This window comes from Sunxiuqinia indica (assembly GCF_009847015.1).
Lineage (GTDB): Bacteria > Bacteroidota > Bacteroidia > Bacteroidales > Prolixibacteraceae > Sunxiuqinia > Sunxiuqinia indica.
Map to the genome: position 1 here is coordinate 144,875 of NZ_WVEM01000010.1, position 24,497 is coordinate 169,371.

Annotated in this window: 22 protein-coding genes; 15 read left to right on the plus strand and 7 right to left on the minus strand. The window is 40.2% G+C overall.

Going from position 1 to position 24,497, the window contains the following annotated elements; translation table 11 throughout:
* Positions 1-158 precede the first annotated feature (158 nt).
* Both GR929_RS15550 and GR929_RS15555 read left to right on the plus strand, forming a co-directional pair.
* Positions 159-2,510 (plus strand): TonB-dependent receptor, encoded by a 2,352-nt coding sequence (locus tag GR929_RS15550; RefSeq protein WP_159521425.1) that lies wholly within the window; start codon positions 159-161, stop codon positions 2,508-2,510.
* A gap of 136 nt (positions 2,511-2,646) precedes the next feature.
* Positions 2,647-3,567: a hypothetical protein gene (locus tag GR929_RS15555; protein WP_159521427.1), complete on the plus strand. Its 921-nt coding sequence runs from the start codon at positions 2,647-2,649 to the stop codon at positions 3,565-3,567.
* Positions 3,568-3,708: 141 nt separating this feature from the next.
* On the opposite strand, the gene rfbB is transcribed toward GR929_RS15555, so the two are convergent.
* Both rfbB and GR929_RS15565 read right to left on the minus strand, forming a co-directional pair.
* Complete coding sequence (gene rfbB / locus GR929_RS15560) at positions 3,709-4,764, minus strand: dTDP-glucose 4,6-dehydratase (protein WP_159521429.1); 1,056 nt, start codon at positions 4,762-4,764, stop codon at positions 3,709-3,711.
* 186 nt (positions 4,765-4,950) lie between these two features.
* Positions 4,951-5,862 (minus strand): RluA family pseudouridine synthase, encoded by a 912-nt coding sequence (locus GR929_RS15565; RefSeq protein WP_159521431.1) that lies wholly within the window; start codon positions 5,860-5,862, stop codon positions 4,951-4,953.
* Positions 5,863-6,337: 475 nt separating this feature from the next.
* Here GR929_RS15565 and GR929_RS15570 point away from each other — a divergent pair, with 475 nt between their 5' ends.
* Complete coding sequence (locus GR929_RS15570; RefSeq protein ID WP_159521433.1) at positions 6,338-6,523, plus strand: hypothetical protein; 186 nt, start codon at positions 6,338-6,340, stop codon at positions 6,521-6,523.
* A gap of 312 nt (positions 6,524-6,835) precedes the next feature.
* Here GR929_RS15570 and GR929_RS15575 read toward each other — a convergent pair whose 3' ends face one another.
* Complete coding sequence (locus GR929_RS15575) at positions 6,836-7,249, minus strand: hypothetical protein (protein ID WP_159521435.1); 414 nt, start codon at positions 7,247-7,249, stop codon at positions 6,836-6,838.
* A 175-nt stretch (positions 7,250-7,424) separates the two neighbouring features.
* Here GR929_RS15575 and GR929_RS15580 point away from each other — a divergent pair, with 175 nt between their 5' ends.
* The 6 genes from GR929_RS15580 to GR929_RS15605 all read left to right on the plus strand — a co-directional run bounded on the left by GR929_RS15580 (position 7,425) and on the right by GR929_RS15605 (position 11,736).
* Positions 7,425-8,294, plus strand: coding sequence for a hypothetical protein (locus GR929_RS15580; RefSeq protein ID WP_159521437.1), 870 nt, complete (start codon positions 7,425-7,427; stop codon positions 8,292-8,294).
* Between the two features lie 4 nt (positions 8,295-8,298).
* Positions 8,299-8,859, plus strand: a complete 561-nt coding sequence (locus tag GR929_RS15585) for a hypothetical protein (protein ID WP_159521439.1) — start codon at positions 8,299-8,301, stop codon at positions 8,857-8,859.
* Positions 8,860-8,871: 12 nt separating this feature from the next.
* A complete protein-coding gene (locus tag GR929_RS15590; protein WP_159521441.1) occupies positions 8,872-9,237 on the plus strand; it encodes a hypothetical protein in 366 nt (121 codons plus the stop codon).
* 388 nt (positions 9,238-9,625) lie between these two features.
* Entirely contained in the window at positions 9,626-10,246 is a 621-nt protein-coding gene (locus GR929_RS15595; protein WP_159521443.1) for an outer membrane beta-barrel protein, read from the plus strand.
* Positions 10,247-10,412: 166 nt separating this feature from the next.
* Entirely contained in the window at positions 10,413-10,814 is a 402-nt protein-coding gene (locus tag GR929_RS15600) for a GFA family protein (protein WP_159521445.1), read from the plus strand.
* A 241-nt stretch (positions 10,815-11,055) separates the two neighbouring features.
* Complete coding sequence (locus GR929_RS15605) at positions 11,056-11,736, plus strand: porin family protein (protein ID WP_159521447.1); 681 nt, start codon at positions 11,056-11,058, stop codon at positions 11,734-11,736.
* A 90-nt stretch (positions 11,737-11,826) separates the two neighbouring features.
* Here the strand turns inward: GR929_RS15605 and GR929_RS15610 are convergent, their stop codons facing one another.
* Complete coding sequence (locus GR929_RS15610) at positions 11,827-12,783, minus strand: tRNA-dihydrouridine synthase family protein (RefSeq protein WP_159521449.1); 957 nt, start codon at positions 12,781-12,783, stop codon at positions 11,827-11,829.
* Positions 12,784-12,879: 96 nt separating this feature from the next.
* Between GR929_RS15610 and GR929_RS15615 the strand changes: the two genes are divergently transcribed.
* From GR929_RS15615 to rnpA, 3 genes are all read left to right on the plus strand, one after another.
* Positions 12,880-13,854, plus strand: a complete 975-nt coding sequence (locus GR929_RS15615; RefSeq protein WP_159521451.1) for a DUF4271 domain-containing protein — start codon at positions 12,880-12,882, stop codon at positions 13,852-13,854.
* A gap of 17 nt (positions 13,855-13,871) precedes the next feature.
* Positions 13,872-14,621 (plus strand): uroporphyrinogen-III synthase, encoded by a 750-nt coding sequence (locus tag GR929_RS15620; protein WP_159521452.1) that lies wholly within the window; start codon positions 13,872-13,874, stop codon positions 14,619-14,621.
* 88 nt (positions 14,622-14,709) lie between these two features.
* On the plus strand, positions 14,710-15,075 hold the full coding sequence (rnpA, locus tag GR929_RS15625; RefSeq protein WP_235934403.1) for a ribonuclease P protein component: 366 nt from the start codon (positions 14,710-14,712) through the stop codon (positions 15,073-15,075).
* Between the two features lie 53 nt (positions 15,076-15,128).
* Here rnpA and GR929_RS15630 read toward each other — a convergent pair whose 3' ends face one another.
* The 3 genes from GR929_RS15630 to GR929_RS15640 form a co-directional block, all read right to left on the minus strand.
* Positions 15,129-16,220 (minus strand): chorismate mutase, encoded by a 1,092-nt coding sequence (locus GR929_RS15630; RefSeq protein WP_159521456.1) that lies wholly within the window; start codon positions 16,218-16,220, stop codon positions 15,129-15,131.
* Between the two features lies 1 nt (position 16,221).
* Entirely contained in the window at positions 16,222-17,115 is an 894-nt protein-coding gene (locus tag GR929_RS15635) for a prephenate dehydrogenase (protein ID WP_159521458.1), read from the minus strand.
* A 346-nt stretch (positions 17,116-17,461) separates the two neighbouring features.
* The gene (locus GR929_RS15640) at positions 17,462-19,939 is read right to left on the minus strand and encodes a T9SS type A sorting domain-containing protein (protein ID WP_159521460.1); all 2,478 of its coding nucleotides are present in this window, start codon (positions 19,937-19,939) and stop codon (positions 17,462-17,464) included.
* 92 nt (positions 19,940-20,031) lie between these two features.
* Between GR929_RS15640 and GR929_RS15645 the strand changes: the two genes are divergently transcribed.
* The 3 genes from GR929_RS15645 (at position 20,032) to GR929_RS15655 (ending at position 24,425) form a co-directional block, all read left to right on the plus strand.
* Positions 20,032-21,480: a glycoside hydrolase family 32 protein gene (locus tag GR929_RS15645; protein WP_159521462.1), complete on the plus strand. Its 1,449-nt coding sequence runs from the start codon at positions 20,032-20,034 to the stop codon at positions 21,478-21,480.
* Positions 21,481-21,584: 104 nt separating this feature from the next.
* On the plus strand, positions 21,585-23,738 hold the full coding sequence (rnr, locus tag GR929_RS15650; protein ID WP_159521464.1) for a ribonuclease R: 2,154 nt from the start codon (positions 21,585-21,587) through the stop codon (positions 23,736-23,738).
* An 81-nt stretch (positions 23,739-23,819) separates the two neighbouring features.
* On the plus strand, positions 23,820-24,425 hold the full coding sequence (locus GR929_RS15655) for a TetR/AcrR family transcriptional regulator (RefSeq protein WP_159521466.1): 606 nt from the start codon (positions 23,820-23,822) through the stop codon (positions 24,423-24,425).
* The last annotated feature ends 72 nt before the right edge of the window (positions 24,426-24,497 follow it).

The following is a 24,497-nucleotide window of genomic DNA, read 5'->3' on the forward strand; positions in this document are numbered from 1 at the left end:
CTTTTAAATACCAATTTTTTGGGATTGTCAGCCAGGCGGGCTCAGCCTACTTTTGACAATAAATTATTCAGCTTCACAGAAGGCTGAGTTAATAAAACCGAATATCAATTTATCACTTGTTTGATTTCAGCAGAAATCAATTACCAAATCAACTAGTAATGAAAAGCATAATTTTTGTGGCAGTCTTGTCACTATTCACCCTTTTGTCATTCGCCGAAGGAGAACCCAAGGACAAATTTACAGATACGATGCTATTTGGAGATGTGCGATCGGAAGGTGAGCACATTCCATTTGCAACCATCATGGTTAAAGGAACAACAATGGGCACCGCTGCCGATGCAACCGGGCACTATAAGTTAGTAGGAGTGCCGGCAGGAAAGCAGGAAGTCGTGGTGTCGGCGGTTGGTTACCAAAACAGGGCTTATAAGGTGGATCTCAAGATTGGTGATCCGCTCACATTGGTTGTTGAGTTAAAACCCGACCAGATTGGGCTGGATCAAGTGGTGATTACTGCCGATCGGAGTGAAAAATCACGCCGTGAAGCGTCCACCATTGTAAGTACCATTAGTCCGAAGTTGCTGGAAAATACGCAAAGTGTAACACTGAGCGAAGGCTTGAGTTTTACCCCCGGCTTACGTATGGAAAATAACTGTCAGAATTGTGGTTTCACTCAAGTTCGGATGAATGGACTGGAAGGGCCGTACTCCCAAATCCTGATTAATAGCCGACCTGTTTTTAGTGGTTTGGCTGGCGTTTACGGATTGGAATTAATCCCTGCAAATATGATTGACCGGGTGGAGGTCGTTCGGGGTGGCGGATCGGCTTTGTATGGCAGTAATGCCATTGCCGGAACCATCAACCTGATTACAAAAGAGCCGGTTCAGGACACCTACAGCATCAATAGTTCGGTTGGATTGATTGGTGATAATCAAACAGCCGATTACAACCTGAGTATGAACGGATCGATTGTTAGTGAAGATTTTAGATCAGGGATGAGCTTTTATGGTTTTAAACGAAAGCGGGATCCTCATGATGTGAACGGAGATGGATATTCAGAGCTTTCAAAACTAAGCAACAGTACATTTGGAGCCAGTTTCTTTAAACGCATGGGTGTTCGCTCTAAAATCAATTTGGATTACTTTTTTATCAATGAATCACGGCGGGGAGGAAATGATTTTGATCTTCCGAATCATGAAGCCGACATTTCAGAAGCCGTCGATCACGAAATCAATTCGGCGAACCTGACATTCGACAAGTTTATGCGCGATCATGACAAGTTAAGCTTTTATGCTGCGATGCAGTCTGTCAATCGCGGTTCCTACTATGGTGCTGAGCAGGATCTGACGGCTTACGGACATACGGAGGATTTAGCTATTTCTGTCGGCACCCAGTATCATCGTGATGTAGAACAATGTTTGTTTTCGCCTTCCGAGTTATTGCTTGGAGCCGAAATGACCAACGACGCCTTGAAAGATCAGAAGCTTGGTTATCTTGATATTACCACCATGGAACATGTTGGAACAACAACCATCACCGATCAGTCAGTGAGCACAGTTGGCTTTTTCGCTCAAAACGAATGGGTAACTAATAACTGGCGTGTGTCTCTTGGCTTCCGCTTAGAGCATTATGCCATTTCGGATAAAGCTGATTCTGATGGTGGTATTTCAGGCAATGTGTTTAGCCCACGGGCAAGCTTAATGTATAATTTGGGTGAAAAGGTGCAATTGCGCTCCAGCTTTGCCAAGGGTTACCGTGCGCCACAAATTTTTGATGAAGACTTACATATTGAAACGTCGGGTGCCCGGCGGGTTACGCATGAGAATGATGCCGATTTGGAGCAGGAAAACTCGCATAGTTTCACTTTTTCAGTCGATATATCAGAGACCTTCGGACGTTGGCAAACTCAGTTTTTAGCTGAAGGGTTTTACACGGTTCTCGAGAATCCGTTTACCAACGAATATGGAACGCCCAACGAAAAAGGCGAAGTGGTTTATACCCGAACAAACGCTGACGATGGAGCCAAAGTTCAGGGGATTAATTTTGAATTCAATGCTTCTCCGGGTGCCAGGTGGATGTTCCAAACCGGATTCACCGTTCAAAAAAGTGAATACGATTCGCCACAGGAATTTAATGAAAAGCGGTTTTTCCGTACGCCCAACAATTATGGATACCTTTCGTTTAGTTACTCTCCAAGCGAGTCTTTTAAGGCATCGGTTACCGGTAATTACACCGGATCGATGTTGGTTCCCTACTTTGGAAATACCTTGGCAAATCCAGAGGTCGGTCAGTTAAACGAAGTGGATTCGTCATTTGATCTCGGAGCAAAAATCAGCCAAAACTTTACTTTGTCAAATGAATTGTCGTTGCAGGTTTATGCCGGAGTAAAAAACCTGTTTAATGATTATCAAGATGATTTTGATTTTGGTATCGACCGCGATCCCGGATATGTTTACGGGCCGTTATCACCCCGAACCATCTATTTTGGAGTGAAGCTGGGGAATCTGTTTTAGCCCTTTATTTTGTTGACTATTCCCAAATCGTTACGGATTAGTTATTGTCTTTGCCAATTTGGTTTGATATTTGACTGCCCACAAAATAATACTATTTTTGTGGGCGTTGTTTTTGGGTGGCTAAAATTCTGAATATATGAGTGATTCGGCAAAAAATAAGAAAAAGTTTTCGCTGGGAGAAACCGATAAGGAGAGACGTAATAATCTGATTGTTATTTTTCTTTCGGTTATTCTTATTGTAGTGGTGGTATTGTTTTTTATGCAGCGAGACGAGCATAAACAAATTATGCGTTCGTTGAATTCCGAAAAGGATTCTATTCAGATTGAGTTGACTGAGATGGTTCAGAACTATGACAGCCTGAAAACGGAAAGCGACACCATGAATACCCAATTGTTTGTGGCGCAAACCAAAGTGAAGGATTTGTTGCTGGAAATTGGGCAGGTAAAAAAGGCCAGCTACGATCAGATAGAGCAGTATCGGGAGCAGGTCGGCTCGCTGCGTCGGATTATGCGCAATTACATTGTTCAGGTTGACTCGTTGAATCGTCGGAACCAGGAGCTGATGGCCGAAAATGAACAGGTAAAGCAGGAGTTTGCTGAGGTTGAAAATAAAAACGAGAAGCTGGAAAAGGAGAAAGAACGCTTGTCGCAACGCGTTGAAAAGGCCGCTACCTTGGAGGCGCAAGGCCTGACCGCATTTGGCATCAATTCGCGTGGGAACGATGTGAATAACAGCGGGAAAGCAGAAAAAATCCAGGTCAACTTTACCCTTGGTAAAAATATTACCGCTAAACGCGGAGCCAAAAACATTTATGTTCGCATCCAGCGTCCCGACCAGATTTTGCTACTCAAATCGAAAAATGATTTGTTTCGATTCGAAGACTTAAGAATTCCATACTCAGCCATGCGTGAAGTAACCTACGAAGGCAATGATTTGCCGGTAAATATTTTCTGGGATAACAACGGTGAGGATCCCTTCATCCCCGGAGAATACACGGTCGATATCTTTGCTGATGGCAACAATATCGGCACAACCCGGTTCTCATTTAAGAAATAGGGGAATGAAAACAATTGGAGTCAGTTGAAGACGGTTGAATGCAATTGTTTTCTATCGTCTTCGGCTTTTTTCAAAATGTGTATTGAGTCCGTTCTGGCTTTAGCTTATCACTTGGTGCATGCCATATCTCAACGGGCAACTTTACCGCTTTTGATATTGGTTTTCGTAGTATTTCTGATAATCGCCACTGGTTACATGCTGTAGCCATTCTTCATTCTGTAAATACCAATCGATGGTTTTTTCCAATCCTTCTTCAAATTGAAGACTCGGCACCCAGTCCAGCTCTTTTTGCAGTTTCGACGAGTCAATGGCATAGCGCAGATCGTGTCCGGCGCGGTCTTTTACGTAGGTAATCAGTTTCTCCGAAGTTCCGGCTTCGCGACCCAGTTTGCGATCCATGATGGAGCACATCAACTTAATCAGGTCGATGTTGGTCCATTCGTTATGGCCGCCAATGTTGTAGGTTTCACCCGGTTTCCCCCGGTGAAAAATCACATCAATGGCGCGGGCATGATCTTCAACCCACAGCCAGTCGCGTATGTTTTCGCCTTTTCCGTAAACGGGTAATGGCTTGTTGTTGCAAATGTTATTGATGAACAACGGAATCAGTTTTTCGGGGAATTGGAATGAACCGTAATTATTGGAGCAATTTGAGATCAACGCCGGCAATCCGAAGGTGTCGTGATAGGCGCGCACAAAATGGTCGGAGCTGGCTTTTGAAGCCGAATACGGGCTGTGTGGATCGTAACCGGTCTCTTCGGTAAACATCGTGCCATCATTGCTTAGCGAGCCATACACTTCATCGGTTGAGATGTGGTAAAACAAGCGTCCTTCGGGTTGATCTTTCCAACTAGCGCGGGCAGCATTCAACAGGTTAACCGTGCCAATTACGTTGGTGAAAACAAACTCAGTGGGGTTCGAAATCGACCGATCAACATGCGATTCGGCTGCCAGGTGAATCACGCCATCGAACTGCCTTTCCCCGAATAGTTTCAACATCGCATCACTATCAACAATGTCAGCCTTTACAAATTCGTAATTCGGTTTTCCTTCCAAGTCTTTCAGGTTAGCCAAATTCCCGGCATAAGTGAGTTTGTCGAGGTTAACAATGTTGTATTCGGGGTATTTGTTGACGAATAGTCGAACCACATGGGAGCCAATAAATCCGGCTCCACCAGTTATAAGTATTGTTTTCATCTCATGATAATTTAAAATTTTCAACGGTATTCGATGGAACTCTCAATAGTCCTCCTCCTTTGTGAGCGAACTGTTGATCATGGTCGTTTCATGCTACTGATTTTACGAACTCAAAAGTAGGGTTTTATTGATAAAAAGGAAAGTCAAACTTAGAACGACTCCATGCCTGAGCTTGTCGGTTTTCCTTTAAAACAGTTTCAGGAAGCTTCCCGGAACGGACGTTTCAAAGCGCATCTTTTTACCGGTTACCGGATGTTCGAAAGCCAATACCCAGGCGTGTAATCCAAGCCGGCCAATGGGGTTCGATTTCGAGCCATATTTTTTATCGCCAATCACCGGATGTTTTAGGTCTTGCAGGTGCACCCGGATCTGATTTTTCCGACCCGTTTCCAGATTTACTTTTAACAAGGAGTACTCCTCGTTGCTTTTAGCGGTTGAATAGTGCGTAATAGCATGCCGCCCCTTCTCCGGATCTTGTGTTGAGTGTACTTTAAATACGCTGCTTTCAAACAGGTACGAGCTAATGGTTCCTTCCGGTTGTTCAAGCTTGCCTTCGATCACGGCCAGGTAAGTACGTTCCGAAATAGTATGTTTCCACGATTCCTGCAGCAGCTCCTGCATTTCTTCGCTTTTTGCAAACATCATCAATCCCGATGTTTCCCGATCGAGCCGATGAACGATAAAGATCTTGGCTTCGCGGTTTTCTTCTTTCACATAGTTGCTTAAAATACTGTAAACCGTGGCTCGTTTTTCCTTTTCGGTGGCCATGGTCAGCAGTCCGGCATTTTTATTAACGATGATGAGGTCTTTGTCTTCGTGAACAATAGAAATGCCCCGCATTTGCTTGGCAATTGGAGCCGGAGCTGTGTCAAGCGAAACCTTTTGTCCGGGTTTTAGCAGGTGATTAAATTGGGTGATGGATTTACCATCGACCCGCACTTGCTTTTTTTTGAGCAGGGTTTTGATGTTGTTGCGATTTTTATGCGGCAGGCTGGCAATTAAGAATTTCATCAACTCTTCCGGCTCTTTGACCTCAAAGCTTTGTGTTTGTGGTTTTTTTGAATGGGAGGCGTTACCTCCTGAATAATTTTTTCTCATGCTTAAAACTAATTTGTACCGGCTGGAAGATCGTGAAATTCCAGTCGTTGTAAAGGTAGAGTTAATCTTTCTTCTTTTTCAAAATTTAGATCTTCATTTTGATTTTAAATGAGCGATGTTGGTCTGCCGGACTTCGGGGCAAAAAGACAAGCCGCTACAAATAATCGAGCCCCCGGATAAACTATTTTTATGGATTGGGGTAACCTTTTGTGTGAAAAAGGTATTAAACAATACGTAGCAGGTAACAAAAGTTCAATTTTCTGTTAAACTTTTACCTTGCTTTTGCCCGCCTAAAGAGTGTTTTTGAAAAGATAAATTGGGATTGAGACTAAGTATCTGGTCTGCTGATCATCATTAATTGGTGATGCAGGCCAGGTTTTAGATAACTAAATAATTTGTCAAACTAAAAAACACAAAAAAATGAAAAGAAGTTTCAGTTACAAAACACTACCGATGTTGATTGCAGCTTTAACAGTTGCCGATCACCTTTGAACAGGAAAAAGAAACGTTTGTGAGTGAAATGCCGGCTTGGAGCGACCCGTTTATTACGGATTTCCGGGCAGCGGTGGAGCTCATCCTTACCGAATATTTTGGGAGCAGTTCACGGGAAGAGCTGCAAGAGCAAACCAACCTGGTGAATGAGCTGACGGGGCTTTTTTAACCAAATTGAGAACCGATACAATCGCAACCACCGAATAATGAAAAACAGGAAGACCTCTGCTGCCGCACGATTCCATTGTGTGGCATTACCGTTTTTTAATAAATCAACCACACGATACAATCGTGCGGTAGCGGCGGAATGATGGGCTAAAGCCCGCGTCATATCTGGCATTCACTAACCCCGGGATTAATCCCGGGGTTAGTGATCGCACCGGAGCGTCGGGGCTTTAGCCCATTTATTTTCCCCGGGCAACAGTGATTTCGAAACATAATACACACCCCTCCCATCTACTTAATCATAGCTTATCGATATTCAATACAACGACATTGAATTCCTCTTTCTTGCATTCTTTTTTTTGGCCGAAAACACTGGTTCCGGCTTTTTTTTTTCTTGTTTTCTGTGTGGAGAAGGAAAAAAATTTTCCAGAACGTTGTTTTCTGTGTGGAGAAGAAACCGGAAAATATTTTTTGCTCTCGCAGGGAGAAAACAACAAAAAAGAAAATTAATTTCCTTGTCTGCCGCACGTTTCAACAAAAAGAAAATATTTTTTTGCGTTTTTCTGTGTGGAGAAGCTCCCGGATTTTCCAGAATTTGATCCACAACCGGTGACAAAATCCTCAGGGCTCCGAAACAACCGCCAGCCCGGCCAGACAAGCCGCTCCTTGCTATTTTTTTACCCCACAGCCTGCCTTCAAGCGCACCAGTGTTTGGTTTACTGTTGTGCAAAAAGTCTCAACATATGATAATCAGACAAGCTATTTTTTGTACTTTGTGAAGCGTTGATAAACAGAAAACTAAAATTGATAAAATAAAACGAATAGCGGTGGGTATGTGCTGGTAGATATACTCAATCGTTGTACCCCATTAGTGCAGAAATTGCGACATTATTAAATAATTACATATGAATGATTTTCCGACAAAGGAGCAGATTAGTAAAGTTCTTTCTGAATTAAGAGAGATGAACCTTCAAGAAGTATCATATGATGATATTTTCAAGAAATTAGCATATGAATTAAAAATAATACCATTTGTTACAGCAAAACTCAAAAAGGGAAACTACATAGAAAGAGGACGAATAAATTCTCCTGAAGAAATCTTTTATTCTGAATCAGATATTAGTTATCGAACAGATATTGAAAATATAAATAAATATGGGCGTGCAAATTGCCCGAAACAATCCATGTTTTATGGTGCATTAAAATCTGATTTTGTTGAATACCCTAGAATTGTGAATTTATTTGAAATTAGTGGTTTGTTTAGAGATGGTGATTTAATATTAAATGGAGAGTTTATTTTTACAGTTGGGAAATGGAAGATAAAAGAAGATTTTGAGGTTGTTGAAATAGTATTTGATAAAGAAACTATTAAAAGGATTCCTGATATTAAAAAAGCGTATGAATATCATTTGAACAATATTAGACAGGAGTTCCCTGAGAAGGTTGAAGAGTTCGCAAAGATGCTTGAGTTTTTTTCAAATGAATTTGCTAAAAAGGAAATTTCAAACGATGATGATTATAAAGTATCAGTTGTTTATACAAATATGGCAATTAATAATAGAGGACATGGCGGGATTATATACCCCAGTGTAAGAACAGAGGGAAAAGGTCGTAATATAGTCTTGCCAATTGAAGTTGTGGATAAGTATCTCGAACTTGAAAAGGTTGCGATGTTCAAAATTATAAAAAATGGTGATAAAGCTGAAATATCAAATATTGCCATAGCTTTAGATTTAGAAGAAAAGAATACTCAATTTAAATGGATATATAGTTAAATAAATGGAAGACTATTTAAAACCTTATTTTAAAAATGAAGGACTTGATATAGCTGAATTAATAAATGACGATTTCTTTTTGGCAATCAAGTTGTGTTATAATAATCAGCTTTATGTATCGTCTGTAAAATTAATAGTATCATTTATCGACTCTATTAGTTTTGTAGTAAACGGAGAGTCTTCAGGTAATTCTTTTAAGAAGTGGCTTGATGAATATTGTAATATTGAACAAATTGACATTTTGTCTTCTGAGATGTGGGAACATCGAAATGCAATTCTTCATATTACAAGCCTAGACTCTAATAAGGTAAAACAAGGCAAGGAGAAGAGACTAATAGCATACGTAGGTGGAGAAATACCAAAAACTGTAATTGAATTAGCTGAGGAATCTCAAACTAAATATTTTGAAATCATGGCGCTTATCAGAGTACTTCAAGAAGGAGTAGAAAAGGTTTTAATAGACTTGAATACTAGAAAACTTGATTTAGAAAACTTTTTAAATCGATATGACTTAATTGTGTCAGACTCAAGAATGCTAAATGTTACTTATAATCAAAAATCGTAAACAGTCTCAAGTATGACCAAAGAAAAATTATACAAGATTATAGTTTCTGTAGGAATTTTAATCATTAGTTTTTTACCAAAGATTGATAAAGAATTATATGTTTTGAGTACAGGGAATATAGGCTATTTCGACTCAGGTCTTGCTATAATTATGATTGTTGGATTATTTCTTAATTGGAAATATATAAAAGAAATTGTATTGGTTCTATTTGCCATGAGAACGATTCTTCCAATAGCATATTTGACACCCTTTATTGCAGGATATAGTTTTAGTGAAATAAGGATTGGCTTTATCATAGAATTTATTGTATTACCAATTGGTATTTTTTCAATTATCCAATTAAGAAAAATTGAAAGAAAAATTCATACGACAACGTGAAAAACCAAGCAAAAAAAATAAGGCCAGCACACAATAATTAAGCGTTCGAGCCGCGCGCAGCGCAGAGCTTGAACGCGGTGTTGACGTAAACCGGGATTAATACCTTGCTGGATCGGATTTGCAATCCGATCCGTGTTAACGATGGATTTTCAATCCATAAAGGCGAACGAATCGGTATCAGTATACTTTGATGGGAATACACTATAAAATATCGCCAGCCACTTTGCATTGGGGTGGTGTAAATTCGGCGCAGCAGGGGTATTCGGATAGCTGATTTTGAAAAAGGAGAAATATTGAAATCTCAACGGCTTAATTTTACTTTTTAGACAGACTGCCGTTGTAGCACCAATAAATGAAAAGACATAATCTACATAACAAAATAAAAAAAATGAAAAAAATAGGATTATTATTAATCGGATTGACATTTGCAATTCTATTAAACGGACAGACTATAAAAATACAAGGAGGAACTTCGATTTCTAAACTTGATTGGCAAAATGCTAATCAACAAGATAACAAGAAACTTATAGGACATGCTGTTTTTGCAGGATTAGATTACTTTGATAAGCAATATTTTAATCTTTCAAGTAATATCGGATTGATTAGAAAAGGTGGTGAATATGATATTAATTTCGGTTCTGATGAGGTCGCTTCAGGTAAACCAATCTTAGATTATTTATCAATTAATACAACTATTGATTTTAAGTATTCAATAAAAGAGAAATTCGCTCCATTTATCAGCATGGGGCCTCGTGTTGACTTTTTAGTTGATCGTAGAGATTTTTATGCTCTTGAGGGGCTTGGCCAACTAAAAGATACATCGTTTGGATTAATACTTGGCGGAGGACTAAGATACGATATTTCAAATCTTCAATTTGGATTACGAGCGGATTACTATTTAGATTTCACAAAAGTTGCGGACTGGACAATTGAAAGTACTGGAAATAGTGGAGAAGTGTCAGTAAATACTTTTACAATAAATTTGACAATTGGATATAAACTAAAATAATTACTGTTTGTAATGTATAAAAATAATAGCCGAAATAGCAGTAAATTCAATGGTTGTAGCCCGCTTCAACTTTTCTGTAACTTGACAGGGAAGTGCCACGCAGGCGGCAACTATTCTAATACTAAACATTGTAAACCATTCATAAATTAGAAAAGTGATTTATCAAATGGAATACTTAGGTTCTTGTTTATGCAAAGGAATTAAATTTAAAGTTATAGGTGACTTTGACAGTTTTTATTTATGCCATTGCAGATATTGTAGGAAAGACACAGGGTCTGCTCATGCTGCAAATTTGTTTTCTACAACAGCTAAACTGGAATGGATAAAAGCGGAAACTGAAATTAAAACATTTCAACCACATAAAAGTAATCATGTGAAAGCCTTTTGTACCAATTGTGGTTCAGCTCTGCCTAATTTACAAATGGACGGTAAGCTTTTAGTAGTTCCAGCAGGATGTTTGGATACTAAATTAGAAAAACGACCGAATGCACATATTTTTATCTCAAATAGAGCAAGTTGGGATGAGTCGTTGGAAGAGATAAATAAATTTGGCCGTTTCCCTGAATAAGAAAGAAACAGCAATAAATTTGTTCCTGTTTCTTTTGATATAAATAGACACCGGGAAACAGCTTAATGGAGATTAATCTCAAAAAAAAACTACGTACAATAAATAGGGCTTTAAGCGGCACGTAGTGCCCAGCTTAGAGCCCCGGTTGAACGATAACCGGCTCATAATTTGTACATTTACGTGCATTAATTATCGGGTGGGCTGTTAGGCTCTACTCTATTGGGAACAAAGAATCAACCAAATGAAAAAATTGAAAATATTTATTCTCATCGCTTCTACTTTAATCTTTTACGATGAATCTTCTGCACAGACAATTGAAGTAAAAGGCGGAACGAATTTATCAACGATGCTTTCAAAAGATAGAATCGAGACATACAGTGAAGATTATCAACTAACCCCAAGATTACTAATTGGAATCACTGCAGATTATCCTTTTACCGAACGGTTTTCGTTCGAATCAGGAATACTCTTTTCATCTAAAGGATACAAACTGGAAACCAACTATGCGCTGTATCAAAATAGCGAACCTTTCCGTGTTTATCAAAATGCGGTTCTAAACTATATTGAGATTCCACTCTTATTTAAAGGCTCTGCCAAGGTGAGGGAATTATCAATTTTCTCGACTATCGGGCCATATGTTGGAATAGGGTTAAATGGGAAAATGACTGCAAATAGCTACTCAATTGGAATAGCTGAAAAACAGGTATATAGTCATGAGATGGGTGCAGATGGTAATTGGAAAAGATGGGATTATGGACTACAAGCTGGAGTTGGAATGGAAATTCGAAGAATTGTTATAAAAATTAGTTATAGTTACGGGCTGGCAAATATTTCACAAAACAAAGACCTTGTTGTATTAAAAAACAGAAACCTTGGACTGACTTTGGGGTATAAGTTTAATATGAATAAAACCAGCTCATAACTGCGGATTCTCGCATCGCCGTTCAGTCCTGGCGGACATGAACGCTCGGCAACATTCGGTACCTTTCATCAACACCCCCGCATAAAATACCTACTCAAGCTTGGCATTCACCCAAAAGCTATCAATTCCGGATTGATAACTGTCTAAATTTCGGGCTTTCTTGGCCACTTTGTAGGCTTTTCGGCCTTGCATGAACGATTGCTGGAAGTAGCTCCAAAACTGGATCATGCGATGAATCACAATTCCCTCGTCCGTCCAGATAACCTGATAGTTTTTCAGGATCTCGTTGTGAAAAGCGATCAGCTTTTCAAGTTTGACTTCATCAGAGTGAAGCTCGCCTTTTAGTTTGGTGGGTAAAAACGGGTCGTTTAAAATGCCGCGGCCAATCATCCATTCGCTTTGGTTGGGAACCTGTTGTCTTATTTCGTTCAGGTCATCAATGGATTGGATATCGCCATTGTAAACCAACGGACTTTTTGATTTGGCAGCTAATTCGGCAAAAAGTTGGCGGTTGGCAGCACCTTTGTATAATTGTTTTGCAGTGCGCGGATGAAAGATCAGCTTTTCGAAGGGATAGGCCTGCAAAAGTTCAAATTGTTTAACAATCGTGCTTTCATCTGTTAAGCCTGCCCGAAATTTCACCGATACCTTGAAATCATATTCAGCAAAGAGGTAATCCAATACTTGTTTAAGTTGATCGGGATTTTCCAACAGAGCAGTTCCGCGGCCACGCTTAGTTGCCATGGGGTAGGGACATCCCAGGTTTAAGTTGATTGTTGTATAACTCATTAGCTTGAGTTCGTCGGCCAATAACTTGAGTTCTCCAACATTGGCACAAAGTATTTGAGGAACTACCGGCACATTTTCATTATTCTCGGGCAAAACATCGCGGTATTGGCTGTTTCTTATTTTTTGTCCCGGCCCAATGGCAATATATGGGATGTAGTATTCATCAATGGAACCGAAAACTTCGTGATAACAGCGGCGATAAACAAAATCGGTGAATCCCTGTAATGGAGCAAAGTAGAAAGAATCCTGTTCGGACATAGGTTGTTTATAACTAATTTAAATACAAAGGTAGCAAGCCAGTCAATTTAACCTTGGAAATCCTTATTTTTGTGTGAAATTTTACAACTGCCCGGAATGTTACAACGCACGCAACAAAACGATACAATATTAAAACAGCTTGACCAGGCAGTTGGTGCAAACACGATTAACACAGTAAGAACGTTGATCGAGCAACAGCCTATTGAAACAGTAGATTCAGCGACCGTGGAAATTCCGGACATTAGCGCTCCATCCAATACAAGGGTCAATCAAAATTCACAATCGGTCAGCTCAAAACTTCCCCGAAATAATAGCCGCAAGTTGGATTCAGTTCAACCAATCCAGTCAGGACAAGTCAAGGTTTTTACAGAAAAGGACTCGAAGCCCGGCATCGTTTTACCTGAAAAGTCTTTTGAGCGTGAACGACCAGATTGGTTGATTGGGATTTTTATCTTGATTTTTGTTTTACTGGCCACCGTGCGTTTGTTTTTTAATAAATACCTGAACCAACTGTTTCATGCCATCATCAATTATCCGACTTCGGCACGCCTGTTTCGGGAACGAACACTAAGTTTAACACATGCTTCTTTTCGGCTTGATTTGATTTTTTACTTTACGTTTGGTGTTTTTGTTTACCAGTTTTTCGATTTATTTCACGTGTCTTTCAATCAGTCAAGCATTATTACTTATTTACTTATCTTGGGGATGGTTATTGGCTATTATATCTTGAAACGGGTGGCTTATTCTTTCGCTGGGATTGTTGCCGGAAGTACTGCTGAAACAGCTGAATTTCTGTATAATATGCATTTGCACAACCGTGTTTTAGGATTATTCCTAATTCCGGTAACACTTGTCATTGCATTTGGTGCTTTGCAAAATCCACGGTTGATGGTATATGCAGGACTTTTTGTGGTGGCTTTTTTTTACTTGTTGCTCTTAATTCGTGGGGCAAAAATATTAATGACAAAACATTTTTCTATTTTTTATTTGATTTTGTACCTTTGTACCCTTGAAATTTTACCGTTGATTTTTATCTATAACATGGTATTGGTTAAAAACGGGATTAAATAATTTAAAAGTTTTACAACTTGAAAATCAAGAAAATATTAGTTTCGCAGCCAAAGCCTGAATCTGCAAAATCACCATATTTTGACTTGGCTGAAAAAACGAACGTACAGGTCGACTTCAGACCATTCATTCAGGTAGAAGCAGTTTCGTCAAAAGAATTTCGTCAAACAAGAATTCAGATTCTTGATCATTCAGCTGTGATTTTTACAAGTCGCACAGCTATTGATCATTTTTTTAGAATTTGCGAGGAAACAAGGGTTACTGTACCCGACTCCATGAAATACTTCTGCATTTCAGAAGCTACTGCTTACTATCTGCAAAAGTACATCGTCTACAGAAAACGTAAAATCTTTTACGGAAATGGCCGTTTCGACGACTTGATGGAGGTTATGAAAAAACACAAGGGAGAAAAATTCCTGGTTCCTCTTTCTCATATCCACAAACAAGAAATTCCTGAATTACTTGATAAAGGCGGATACGACTATACGAAAGCAATTTTGTATAAGACAATTACAAGTAATTTGTCTGATTTAAAAGATGTGAATTATGATATCCTGGTTTTCTTTAGTCCTTCGGGAATCAAGTCGCTGATTCAGAATTTTCCGGATTTTGAGCAGAACAGCACGAAGATTGCTTCATTTGGACCAACAACTGCAAAAGCGGTGCAAGAGGCCGGTTTACGCTTGGATATTCAAGCGCCAACAGCACAGGCTCCTTCGATGACGATGGCTTTAGAGCAGTTTATTAAAAAACATAACAAGTCGAAGTAAGAAATACTCAACATATTCAATAAGGAAAAGGGGAAGTTGTTTCCCCTTTTTTTATTGTATTTTCGATATCAGAATGAACAACCTCAAGTTGACAAAGAAAGAACGGCTATGCAGTACCAAACTGATCGGGAAACTCTTCGATTCAGGAGAGTCGTTTTTCTGCTTTCCATTGAAAGTTGTTTACCTTGAAACATCGCTTTGGGAGAATCACCCGGCTCAGGTTGGTTTTACGGTTTCAAAAAGGAATTTCAAGCACGCCGTTCAGCGAAACTTATTGAAACGTCGAATGCGTGAAGCTTATCGGTTGAATAAGCCCGGGTTTTATGAGGCAATTCCCTCAGGCAAACAAGTCGCTTTAATGTTTATTTACACTGCAAGGGAAGAGAAAGATTACCAGCTAATTGAGAAAAGCATGCAAAAGGCACTCGGGAAGTTAGCTGAGCTTTTGCAATAAAAAAAGGGACTGCCAGCAGCAATCCCTTCGATATGGTAGTCAATAATTTCAGTCTACTCTTGATCCATAATTTCAGTCTGCATTCTTACCGAATCTTCGTGGATCAATTGAAAGAGAATTTGCACAAACGTCTTGTTCAAATTTAACTGTTCTCCAGTAGTAATACGCTTATTCATCAACTCAGTCCACCGACTCATTTGTAGTGCGGTAACATTATTGTCTCTTTTGTACCGACCAATTTCACGCACAATTTCCATTCGCGAGGACAGGGTTTCCATCAACTCCGAATCCAATGCATCAATGCGGTTACGAAGTAATTCCAACTGATTTTCAAATTGCTTATTTGCTGAAGTTGACTGACGGATCACCAATTTATCCAGAATCTTTCCGAGCTCCTCTGGTGTCACTTGTTGATCTTTATCGCTTAATGCGCACGAAGGATCACGATGTGATTCAAGCATTAGTCCTTCCATGCCCATGTCGAATGCTTTTTGAGATACTTCCAACAGGTATTCACGTTTCCCGGCAATGTGACTCGGATCGCAAATTACGGGTAGATTGGGCAACAATCGACGCAATTCGATAAAGGTTTTCCAGTTGGGGTAGTTACGGTATTTTGTTTCCCGGAAAGGGGTGAATCCGCGGTGGATTCCTACCAGGTTTTTTATACCAGCCTGGTTCAAACGTTCCAGCGCACCCATCCAAAGTTGTACATCGGGGTTAACCGGGTTTTTTACCATCACCACCGCATCAGTTCCCTTCACAACATCAGCAATCTCTTGCACAACAAAAGGGCTGGCGGTTGATCGGGCTCCAATCCAAAGAACATCCAGTCCGGCGTTCAGAGCTTCTTCCGTGTGTTGTGCGTTGGCAACTTCAGTTCCCACCGGAAGTCCGGTTTCTTTTTTTACTTGCTGAAGCCATTTCAAACCAATTGATCCAACACCTTCAAAACTGCCCGGGCGAGTACGTGGTTTCCATACGCCACCGCGAAAGACAAAAACCCGTTTGTCTTTTTTTAACTGGCGAGCAGTTTCCATGGTTTGCTCTTCAGATTCTAAACTGCAAGGACCTGAGATTAACAGCGGATTATCCAGCTGTGGTAACCAATCTTTCATTGGTCTGATGTCTAATTCTATTCCCATCTTATTTTGTGTAAAATTTAATAATCTTCTCTTCGTTTTTTATTAATGAAGGGCTGTCTCCACCCAATATCGAGCGAATGTTGTTGGCATTTTTCATGAGCTCGTACATTCTGTCTTCGTCTTGTTCAATACTGTCTTTAAATTCGTTCAGGTGTTTGATGTAAACTTCAAGCGATTCAACAACGTAACCTTTATTTTGCTGAAAGATTGGTCCCCACATTGAAGGGGTGCTTTTTGCCAGTCGAACAGTAGAGCGGAAACCACCACTTGCCAAATCAAATATGATCGATCGCTTTTCCTTATCCTGAACAGCGTTGGCCAGTGCGTATGCGGCGGCATGTGGTAGGTGCGAAATAAATGCGGTGCTGTGGTCTTGTTCGTCAGCCGACATGTAAGCAATGTCCATTCCCAACGTTTGAAACATCTTCTCCATCAGTGCCAGGTGTTGAGGTCCGCTTTTTTCATGATCGCAGATAATCGTTATTTTGTTGTTGAACAGACCTTCCAAAGCAGCTTCAGGCCCGGAGTTTTCGGTTCCCGACATGGGGTGGGCTGCCACGTAGTTTCTACGTTTTTGATGGTTCTCTACCACACGGCACAATTCCTTTTTTGTAGAGCCCATGTCGGTTACCGTTGTGCTATCGGAAACCTGATCAAGTACTTGTGGAAGCACGACCTTTATTTTATCAACCGGAATGGCAATAATAACCAGATCAGCTTTTTCAAGAGCCTTTGGCATTGTCAGAATTTCATCGACCAGGCCAATTTCCTTGGCTTTTTCAGCATGTTTCCTGTTCGAGTCTACGCCAATAATTGAGGTGGCAAAACCACTTTTTCGCAGGTCTTTAGCCATCGAGCCCCCAATCAATCCCAATCCAATAACTGTTATATTCATCTTTCTGTCGATTCGTTTATCTAAATCTCCTGTCTCAAATACATTCGATTTAGTGTAAAAAAAAAGATCCCGATTTCTCGGGACCTTTCTGTAATATATTTTTGAATTTAAAGCAATACACTACTGTTCGACCCCGTTGTTTGAACCGAAATAATAAAACCAGTAATAAAAAGAATTGCTAAAAATCATGGTGCGCTGTGTTAATTCGGAAGCAAATATAGCCATTTCTTTTAAAATCAAAACTTAAGCGATTGTTATTTTTCGTTTTGCTTTGTTTTTTGTGACGGTAAGATTCACCAAATGAACTAGTTGATAGTTTGTATTTTGTCTAAATAAAAACCTTTAATTATCGTTTGACAAACTTTTTTGTGATTATCTGCCCGTTCTCAAATTGGAATGACAACAGGTATAATCCTTTCTTTAAGTTCTCAACGTCAATTGTTTGGTGAAGTTGGTTCGAAGCTAGGTTAATCTCATCCAAACGTATTTGCTGTCCGTAGCTATTGAAAATGGCTAGTTTAAGCTGACCAACTTTCGATTTGAAACTACCGTTAATGTATAGTTTGCTGGTTACAGGATTGGGGTAAATCATGACTTCTCCCGGTGAAAAAGTAAGTTCTCCATTGGCAGTTGGCGGATCCTGGATTCTTAAATCATCAATTGCCCATCCCCATCCGTGGGCATAAGGATCAGAGAATAACCGGAACCGGACAAAGAGGGTATCCCCTTCAGCAAAATTGCCATTTTCGGTCATCTTAAATTCACGGTTGATGTAATAGGTCGCTTTGCCTTGCGCCGCTGAATTGTTTCCAACCTGATTGTTATTGTAGTTCATCTCCCAAGTGGCGTTTGCCCGCGAGTCGTAGCCATCTATTAGAGGTTGCCAGTTGCTGTTGCCTGTTTTGGATCCTTCAACAATTACATAATCCCAAAAATCGGAATCTCCGAACTCGGCACCCTTTTCGGCGGGTTCAACAAGAACAACTTCGTTAAAAGAGACCATGGCGCGATCATCAATGATGATTGGGTATTTTAAGAGTGCTGTAAAATTGTATTCCGTATCATCTTCATCAGGACTCGGGTATGGGTGCGGGCTGTGTAAAGCTCCATCGTCAAACAGATCTTCTATACCGATATAAAAGTCGGAGGAGATAAAATCTCGTGTATCGCTGTTGAAATCGTTCGTATAGGTTTTAACGGGGGCGTTTAATCCATCGATATAAATGGTGTAATATTCATCTTCGACAGGTAAAATTGTACGGTTGTTGTTAGAACCGCTGTCGGTGGCAATAATTTGGTAGCGAATCGAGTCGCCGTCTGTCAATCCGGTAAGACTAAGTGTGCTTTTATAAAGGTTCTCACCCTGATCTTCAAGAATCAAGGTTCCGGGGCTTCCTTCGTTGATGCGATATGGCATAACAACACTTAAAATACCAATGTTATCGGTTGCTTCAGCGGCTACTTCAACGTTAAGATCTGACTCCAGCATTGAACTTACCGGATCGTGAGTTAGTTCGGGATTTACCAGGTCGGGGCCAATTGTAAATTCGAAATATTCTGTTGGAGCTTGACCCGGAAGGTAGAATGTTTTTCCACTTGAATCGTTTACCATCAGGTAATACTGATAGGTTTCGGCAAACTGTGGAATGAGGTTGGCAACAAAATGATCCTGATCTGCGGAGTAGACAAGGTCTATCGTATCAGAAGTTAAAAATGAATCGGCCGAAATGACCATTGCTACAGAAGTACTATCGATTTGGGAATCAGCTTCAATCGTTGCTTCTATGGGGATAATCGTTGCTGTTTCTGTGTCAGGTATTGGAGAATGAATGATGGATGTATAATCCCAGCCCATATCCGAAAATATTGCCAACATCAGCGGGCCCGGATCATGAATCGCTTCAGCCTTATCGAAGAATGGAGTCATCAGAGAGTTTGTATCTCCAACATTATAGGTGAATTCATTCAAATGATAAATACTTGATCCTTCATCAAAGCTGGATGGCGCATACAAGCGCGGATAGGAATCAGAAGGGTTGTTTGATTTCACCGTTTGGCTTTTAAAATATAAATTATTTGAGCGCATTTGCTCATACAATGCAGCCGATGGATTGGCAAATTCACTCGTGTCAATCAATTGTTGTCCGGAACCATTAATGACAAACTCATCAAAAATTCCGGGATAAGGAAGCACATGTCCGTAAGTTCCTAAACCACCTTGTTCGTAGAAAAAGCCTGTAAACCCCAAACCGTGCCCTATTTCGTGCAAAACCACCGATACGAAGTCGTATTCTCCTCTCGGAGTATTGCCATCAGTACCAAAATACCAAGAGTCATTATCACTGTTAAACTGAGCAATCATGTCTGGAACACTTTCATCTGTAATTTCTTCACCCTCCAGCTTTTCAACCAAAGCTACAGGGTAGTAGCGGTCTTTGTAGGGGGCAGAGTCAAAATTTTCAAAAAAGATGTAGGGTCCACAACTTCCCAAGACTCCTTCATCGAGTGCAGTCCAGCGGGCACTTAGGTAAATCGGTACGGGTGAAGCTACCAGGTGTTCCCAAATTTCGACTGCATATTGAAAGGCGGCTTTTGGAGCAGCACTGAATCCAATATAATCAACAATGATTGACGACTTTTTTTGTTGGGTCGATTTCAACCGTTTTAAATATTGGTCGGGAGCATCAACAAAGCTTTGATGCACTTCCTCGGAGCCATAACAAATAGGAGGCGGGAATTTTACACCCTTTTTTTGCCATTCTTTTTGTGCAAAAGACGAAAAAGTAATTGTTAAAATAATTAATGTCAGCGTTATTTGTTTCATGGATAATAGCGTCAATATTCCCTTCAAAATTAAAAGAATTCTTGTCTGATTTTTGTTAATTTGTGTTATCTATATACTTTAACAAACAAGGCATGAAAAGTTTTTGTAACCTGTTCATCTTATTTAGTTTAGTTGTTCTGAGTCCGGTTTTAAGTGCGCAAAACCAATTGATTGATGAGGTCTATCGACCGCAATTTCACTATACTCCAGCCGAAAGTTTGTTAAGTAAGCCCAATGGAATCGTCTTTTTAAATGGGAAATACCATCTTTTTTATCCTCAAGAGCTAAAAGGATTGCAAGATCGTCAGGTATTGTGCAATCGTGCTGTTGGAACTGATTTGGTCCATTGGCGGCAACAGTCCGCTATTTTACTTCCTGCCCCGGATGATGAAAAAGACGAATTGTTCGCTGTAGGATCAGTTCTTGTTGACACCCAGAATCTGCTAAATTTGCAAAATGCCGGTGAAACATCTTCGTTACTTGTTTTTTGTTTAAACGGAAGGTCAGAACTAATTATTTTATATAGCATCGACGAAGGCCAAAACTGGAAACAATACCCTGACAAAATTGACCTATCAGTTGCTGAGGATGATTTAATCGATGATCCGAAAGTTTTTTGGGATCCAGATAGCAAGAAATATATTTTAACAGTTTATCGGGTACCCGGCCGGGATTTAAGCTCGCAGGGGGTTTCGTATTATTCATCAGAAAACCTGATTGACTGGAATTTTGAAAGCCACTTTGCCGGACCCGGTACTTGTGTCGACATGGTTAAGTTAAAGGTTAACCGAAGAGATGATGATACCCGATGGGTAGCTTTTGAAGGTGATGGCTCCTATACCATTGGGAGTTTCGACGGTAAGAAGTTTGAACCTGAAACAGCCAAAGCTCAGGGCGATTTTGGGAAGAACTATCAGGGACCGATTACCTTCCAAAACGGTTCAGGCGGAGATGACCGAATTTTTCAATTAGCTTTTATGGAAGGTGGAGAGTATCCAGGGATGCCTTTTGAAGGGCAATTAAGCTTTCCATGTGAGCTGGGCTTAAAAAAATACCTTGATGGCGTTTATCTGATGCGCAAACCTGTAAATGAATTGGAATTGCTTCATGAAAAAGGAGATACCTGGGAGGAGAAGAATCTTATCCCAGGATTAGGCAAGAACTTAACTAAAAAGGTAAAAGGCGATTGTCTTCATGTTCAAGGGACTTTCGACTTGAAATCAGCGAGTAGTTTTGGTTTTGTCGTACGAAATTCGAAAAAAGCCGTGGGTATTGAAATCCGTTACGATGTAACAAAGGGGATTTTATCATGTCAGGGTAAAGGAGTTAAATTAGCACCCGAAGATGGAAAAATTGAACTGGAGGTGTTACTTGACCGGACTTCCATTGAGTTGTTTGGGAATGGGGGTAAGGCTGTTTTAAGTTCTTGCTACACGGCTGAACCAGATGCCCGGGATCTTGTTTTATATAATACAGGGGGTGAGCTTTTTGTTGAAAAACTTGAAGTTTATCCGATAAAATCAATGTATGAGCCGAAGTAAAATTAGAATACAAAAAAATAATAGTAAGAGGATTGCGAATTAATGCGTTCCTCTTTTTTATTATTATTGAATAGGCTACCTTCAAAAAAAATATTTTATTAAGAATGACAAAGAAGAAAAATAAGAAAAATAAGACGAAAAAACTCTCGAATTTCAATAAGCGCCAGCTAAAAACTTCCATACTGGAAATATTTTATGGCGACGCTCAAAAAACATACAACTACAAACAGTTAGGTAGCCTTCTTGGGGTGAAAGACATGGAAACCAGAAAGCTTATCAATGTTGTTCTGGATGAATTGACTGGAGATGAAAAATTAGAACAGATACAACGAGGTAAGTTTAAGTTAAAATCGCGTGGCGGATATGTTCTCGGGCGTGTGGAGATGCAGCGTCAGGGATTTGCTTATGTTGTAAGCGAAGAAGTGGACCAGCCTATATTGGTGTCCCAAGGGAATTTGAACCATGCCATGGGAGGCGACAAAGTTCGCGTTTACCTGTATGCCCGACGGAAGAAACATCAAATAGAAGGAGAAGTTTCAGAGATTGTTGAACGCGCCAAAACCACTTTTGTAGGTACCGTTGAGCGCTCTCGTAATTTTGCTTTTTTGGTTCCGGTTGGTAAAGTCGGGTTCGATCTTTTTATTCCGGCCGAGAAACTGAATGGAGCTAAAGACGGGCAAAAAGCAGTTGGCAAAATTACCGAATGGCCGCAGAAAGCAAAAAATCCCTTTGGCGAAATCATTGAAGTATTGGGAGACTCGGGAGCTAATGAAACCGAGATGCACGCTATTTTAGCTGAGTATGATCTTCCGCTTCGGTTCCCGGAAAACGTATTGGGTGCCGCAGAGAAAATTCCACTTGAAATTCCGGGCGAGGAGATCAAAAATCGTCGGGATATGCGGGAGGTAACCACATTTACAATTGATCCGGAGGATGCCAAGGACTTTGATGATGCCTTATCGATTCGCAAACTGGATAACGGGCTGTGGGAAGTTGGTATACACATTGCCGACGTGAGTCACTACGTTCGTCCGAATACGATATTGGATGACGAGGCTTTTTCAAGAGCTACCTCGGTTTATTTGGTTGATCGGGTGGTTCCCATGTTACCGGAACGACTATCAAATGGTGTGTGCTCGTTGCGCCCAAACGAAGATAAATTATGCTATTCGGCTGTTTTTCAGATGGACGATAATGCTGATGTCAGCAACGAATGGTTTGGACGAACAGTGATCCATTCTAATCGGCGGTTTACTTACGACGAGGCTCAGGAGATTATTGAAACCGGAAAAGGCGACCTGAAAAGTGAAGTATTAACCTTACAGGATTTGGCTGTTAAATTACGAAACAGACGATTCAAAGAAGGTTCGCTGGCATTTGATCGGATTGAAGTGAAATTCAAAATTGAAGAAGAAACCGGGAAGCCGCTTTCTGTGTTCTTTAAAGAATCGAAAGAAAGTAATAAGCTGATTGAAGAGTTTATGCTGCTGGCAAATAAGAGGGTCGCAGAATTTATTGGAAGAGAAAAAAACAAAAAGCAGGCGAAAACTTTTGTGTATCGAATTCATGATAAACCGGATCCCGAAAAACTGGAAAACTTCAATCACTTTATCAAGAAGTTTGGTTATGGTATTCAAACCACCAGTTCGCGTGCCATTTCAAAATCGATGAATGTTTTGATGGAAGAGGTGAAGGGGAAAAACGAACAAAATGTGATTGAAACGCTTGCGATTCGGTCGATGGCAAAAGCTGAGTATTCGACCCGCAACATTGGGCACTATGGGCTTGGTTTCGAATATTACTCGCACTTTACATCGCCTATTCGTCGTTATCCCGACATTATGGTGCATCGCTTATTGGAGCGCTATTTAGAGGGTGGACGATCGGCAAATGCACAGAAATACGAAGATATGTGCCAGCATTCCAGCGAAATGGAATCTCGTGCTTCCCAGGCAGAGCGCTCGTCAATTAAATATAAGCAGGTTGAGTTTATGAAGGATAAGATTGGCGAAGTTTTTCCCGGAGTAATTTCGGGGATTACTGATTGGGGAATTTATGTGGAGCTGGAGAATAAGTGCGAAGGCATGGTTCCAATTCGGGAGCTGGATGATGACTTTTACATCTTTGATGAGAAAAATTATTGCTTGGTTGGTAAGCACGGAAATAAAAAGTATCAGTTGGGTGAAAATGTAAAAGTCGAAATTTCGAGAGCAAATCTTGAGCGAAAGCAGCTTGATTTTAAGCTCATTGAGGGGTGATGCCTATTTCTTGGGAAAAACAAGGCCATTTTATTCGAAAAATTGAATATATTTAAACACTCAAAAGAAAATCAATAAGCGATGGTGATGAATCTGCAAAACGGGGTGAATAAAAGAGACGCCAACCGGGAAAATATCTTAAAGATAGCTCAGGATATCTTCAGTAAATATGGTTATAAGAAAACGACTCTGGATGACATCGCTAATGCCGTTCGTAAAGGAAAGAGCTCTTTGTATTATTATTTTGAAAGTAAAGAGGATCTGTTCCAGGCAGTTATCATGAAAGAAGTTGACGTGCTAAAACGCGAGCTTGAAAAAGTTGTACTCCGAAACACGGATCCGGTAGAGAAACTCAGAGAATATATTTTAACAAAGCTGACGACCTATCGCGGGTTGGCTAATTTTTATCATGCGCTGGAAAACGATGTAACAGCCATCGAATTTATTGACAACATTAAAGACAAATACGATCAGGAAGAAATCCGGATGATCAAACGTATTTTGATTGAGGGGGTTCGTAAAAACGAGTTTGAAATTTATGATTTCACCTTGGCTGCCATTGGAATTACGACTGCTATTAAAGGATTGGAAATGCCTATGTCGGCCGGAAATTATGGCGCAGTAAATTTAGAAAAAGGAGTCGATAATATTTTAAAAATATTGTGTTACGGTATTATGAAGAGATAGTATCTTGTGCAACACGAAGCAAAAAAGACCAGCATCCATTTTGGATGCTGGTCTTTTTTGTTTATTAACTCA

Excerpts from the sequence above, each read along its gene's own strand:
- GR929_RS15550 (WP_159521425.1), top strand. The coding sequence starts at position 159 with ATGAAAAGCATAATTTTTGTGGCAGTCTTGTCACTATTCACCCTTTTG.
- GR929_RS15600 (WP_159521445.1), top strand. The coding sequence starts at position 10,413 with ATGGAATACTTAGGTTCTTGTTTATGCAAAGGAATTAAATTTAAAGTT.
- GR929_RS15645 (WP_159521462.1), top strand. The coding sequence starts at position 20,032 with ATGAAAAGTTTTTGTAACCTGTTCATCTTATTTAGTTTAGTTGTTCTG.
- GR929_RS15635 (WP_159521458.1), bottom strand. The coding sequence starts at position 17,115 with ATGAATATAACAGTTATTGGATTGGGATTGATTGGGGGCTCGATGGCT.
- GR929_RS15630 (WP_159521456.1), bottom strand. The coding sequence starts at position 16,220 with ATGGGAATAGAATTAGACATCAGACCAATGAAAGATTGGTTACCACAG.
- GR929_RS15615 (WP_159521451.1), top strand. The coding sequence starts at position 12,880 with ATGTTACAACGCACGCAACAAAACGATACAATATTAAAACAGCTTGAC.
- GR929_RS15640 (WP_159521460.1), bottom strand. The coding sequence starts at position 19,939 with ATGAAACAAATAACGCTGACATTAATTATTTTAACAATTACTTTTTCG.
- GR929_RS15555 (WP_159521427.1), top strand. The coding sequence starts at position 2,647 with ATGAGTGATTCGGCAAAAAATAAGAAAAAGTTTTCGCTGGGAGAAACC.
- rfbB (WP_159521429.1), bottom strand. The coding sequence starts at position 4,764 with ATGAAAACAATACTTATAACTGGTGGAGCCGGATTTATTGGCTCCCAT.
- GR929_RS15605 (WP_159521447.1), top strand. The coding sequence starts at position 11,056 with ATGAAAAAATTGAAAATATTTATTCTCATCGCTTCTACTTTAATCTTT.
- GR929_RS15590 (WP_159521441.1), top strand. The coding sequence starts at position 8,872 with ATGACCAAAGAAAAATTATACAAGATTATAGTTTCTGTAGGAATTTTA.
- GR929_RS15595 (WP_159521443.1), top strand. The coding sequence starts at position 9,626 with ATGAAAAAAATAGGATTATTATTAATCGGATTGACATTTGCAATTCTA.
- rnr (WP_159521464.1), top strand. The coding sequence starts at position 21,585 with ATGACAAAGAAGAAAAATAAGAAAAATAAGACGAAAAAACTCTCGAAT.
- GR929_RS15565 (WP_159521431.1), bottom strand. The coding sequence starts at position 5,862 with ATGAGAAAAAATTATTCAGGAGGTAACGCCTCCCATTCAAAAAAACCA.
- GR929_RS15655 (WP_159521466.1), top strand. The coding sequence starts at position 23,820 with ATGGTGATGAATCTGCAAAACGGGGTGAATAAAAGAGACGCCAACCGG.
- GR929_RS15610 (WP_159521449.1), bottom strand. The coding sequence starts at position 12,783 with ATGTCCGAACAGGATTCTTTCTACTTTGCTCCATTACAGGGATTCACC.
- GR929_RS15585 (WP_159521439.1), top strand. The coding sequence starts at position 8,299 with ATGGAAGACTATTTAAAACCTTATTTTAAAAATGAAGGACTTGATATA.
- GR929_RS15580 (WP_159521437.1), top strand. The coding sequence starts at position 7,425 with ATGAATGATTTTCCGACAAAGGAGCAGATTAGTAAAGTTCTTTCTGAA.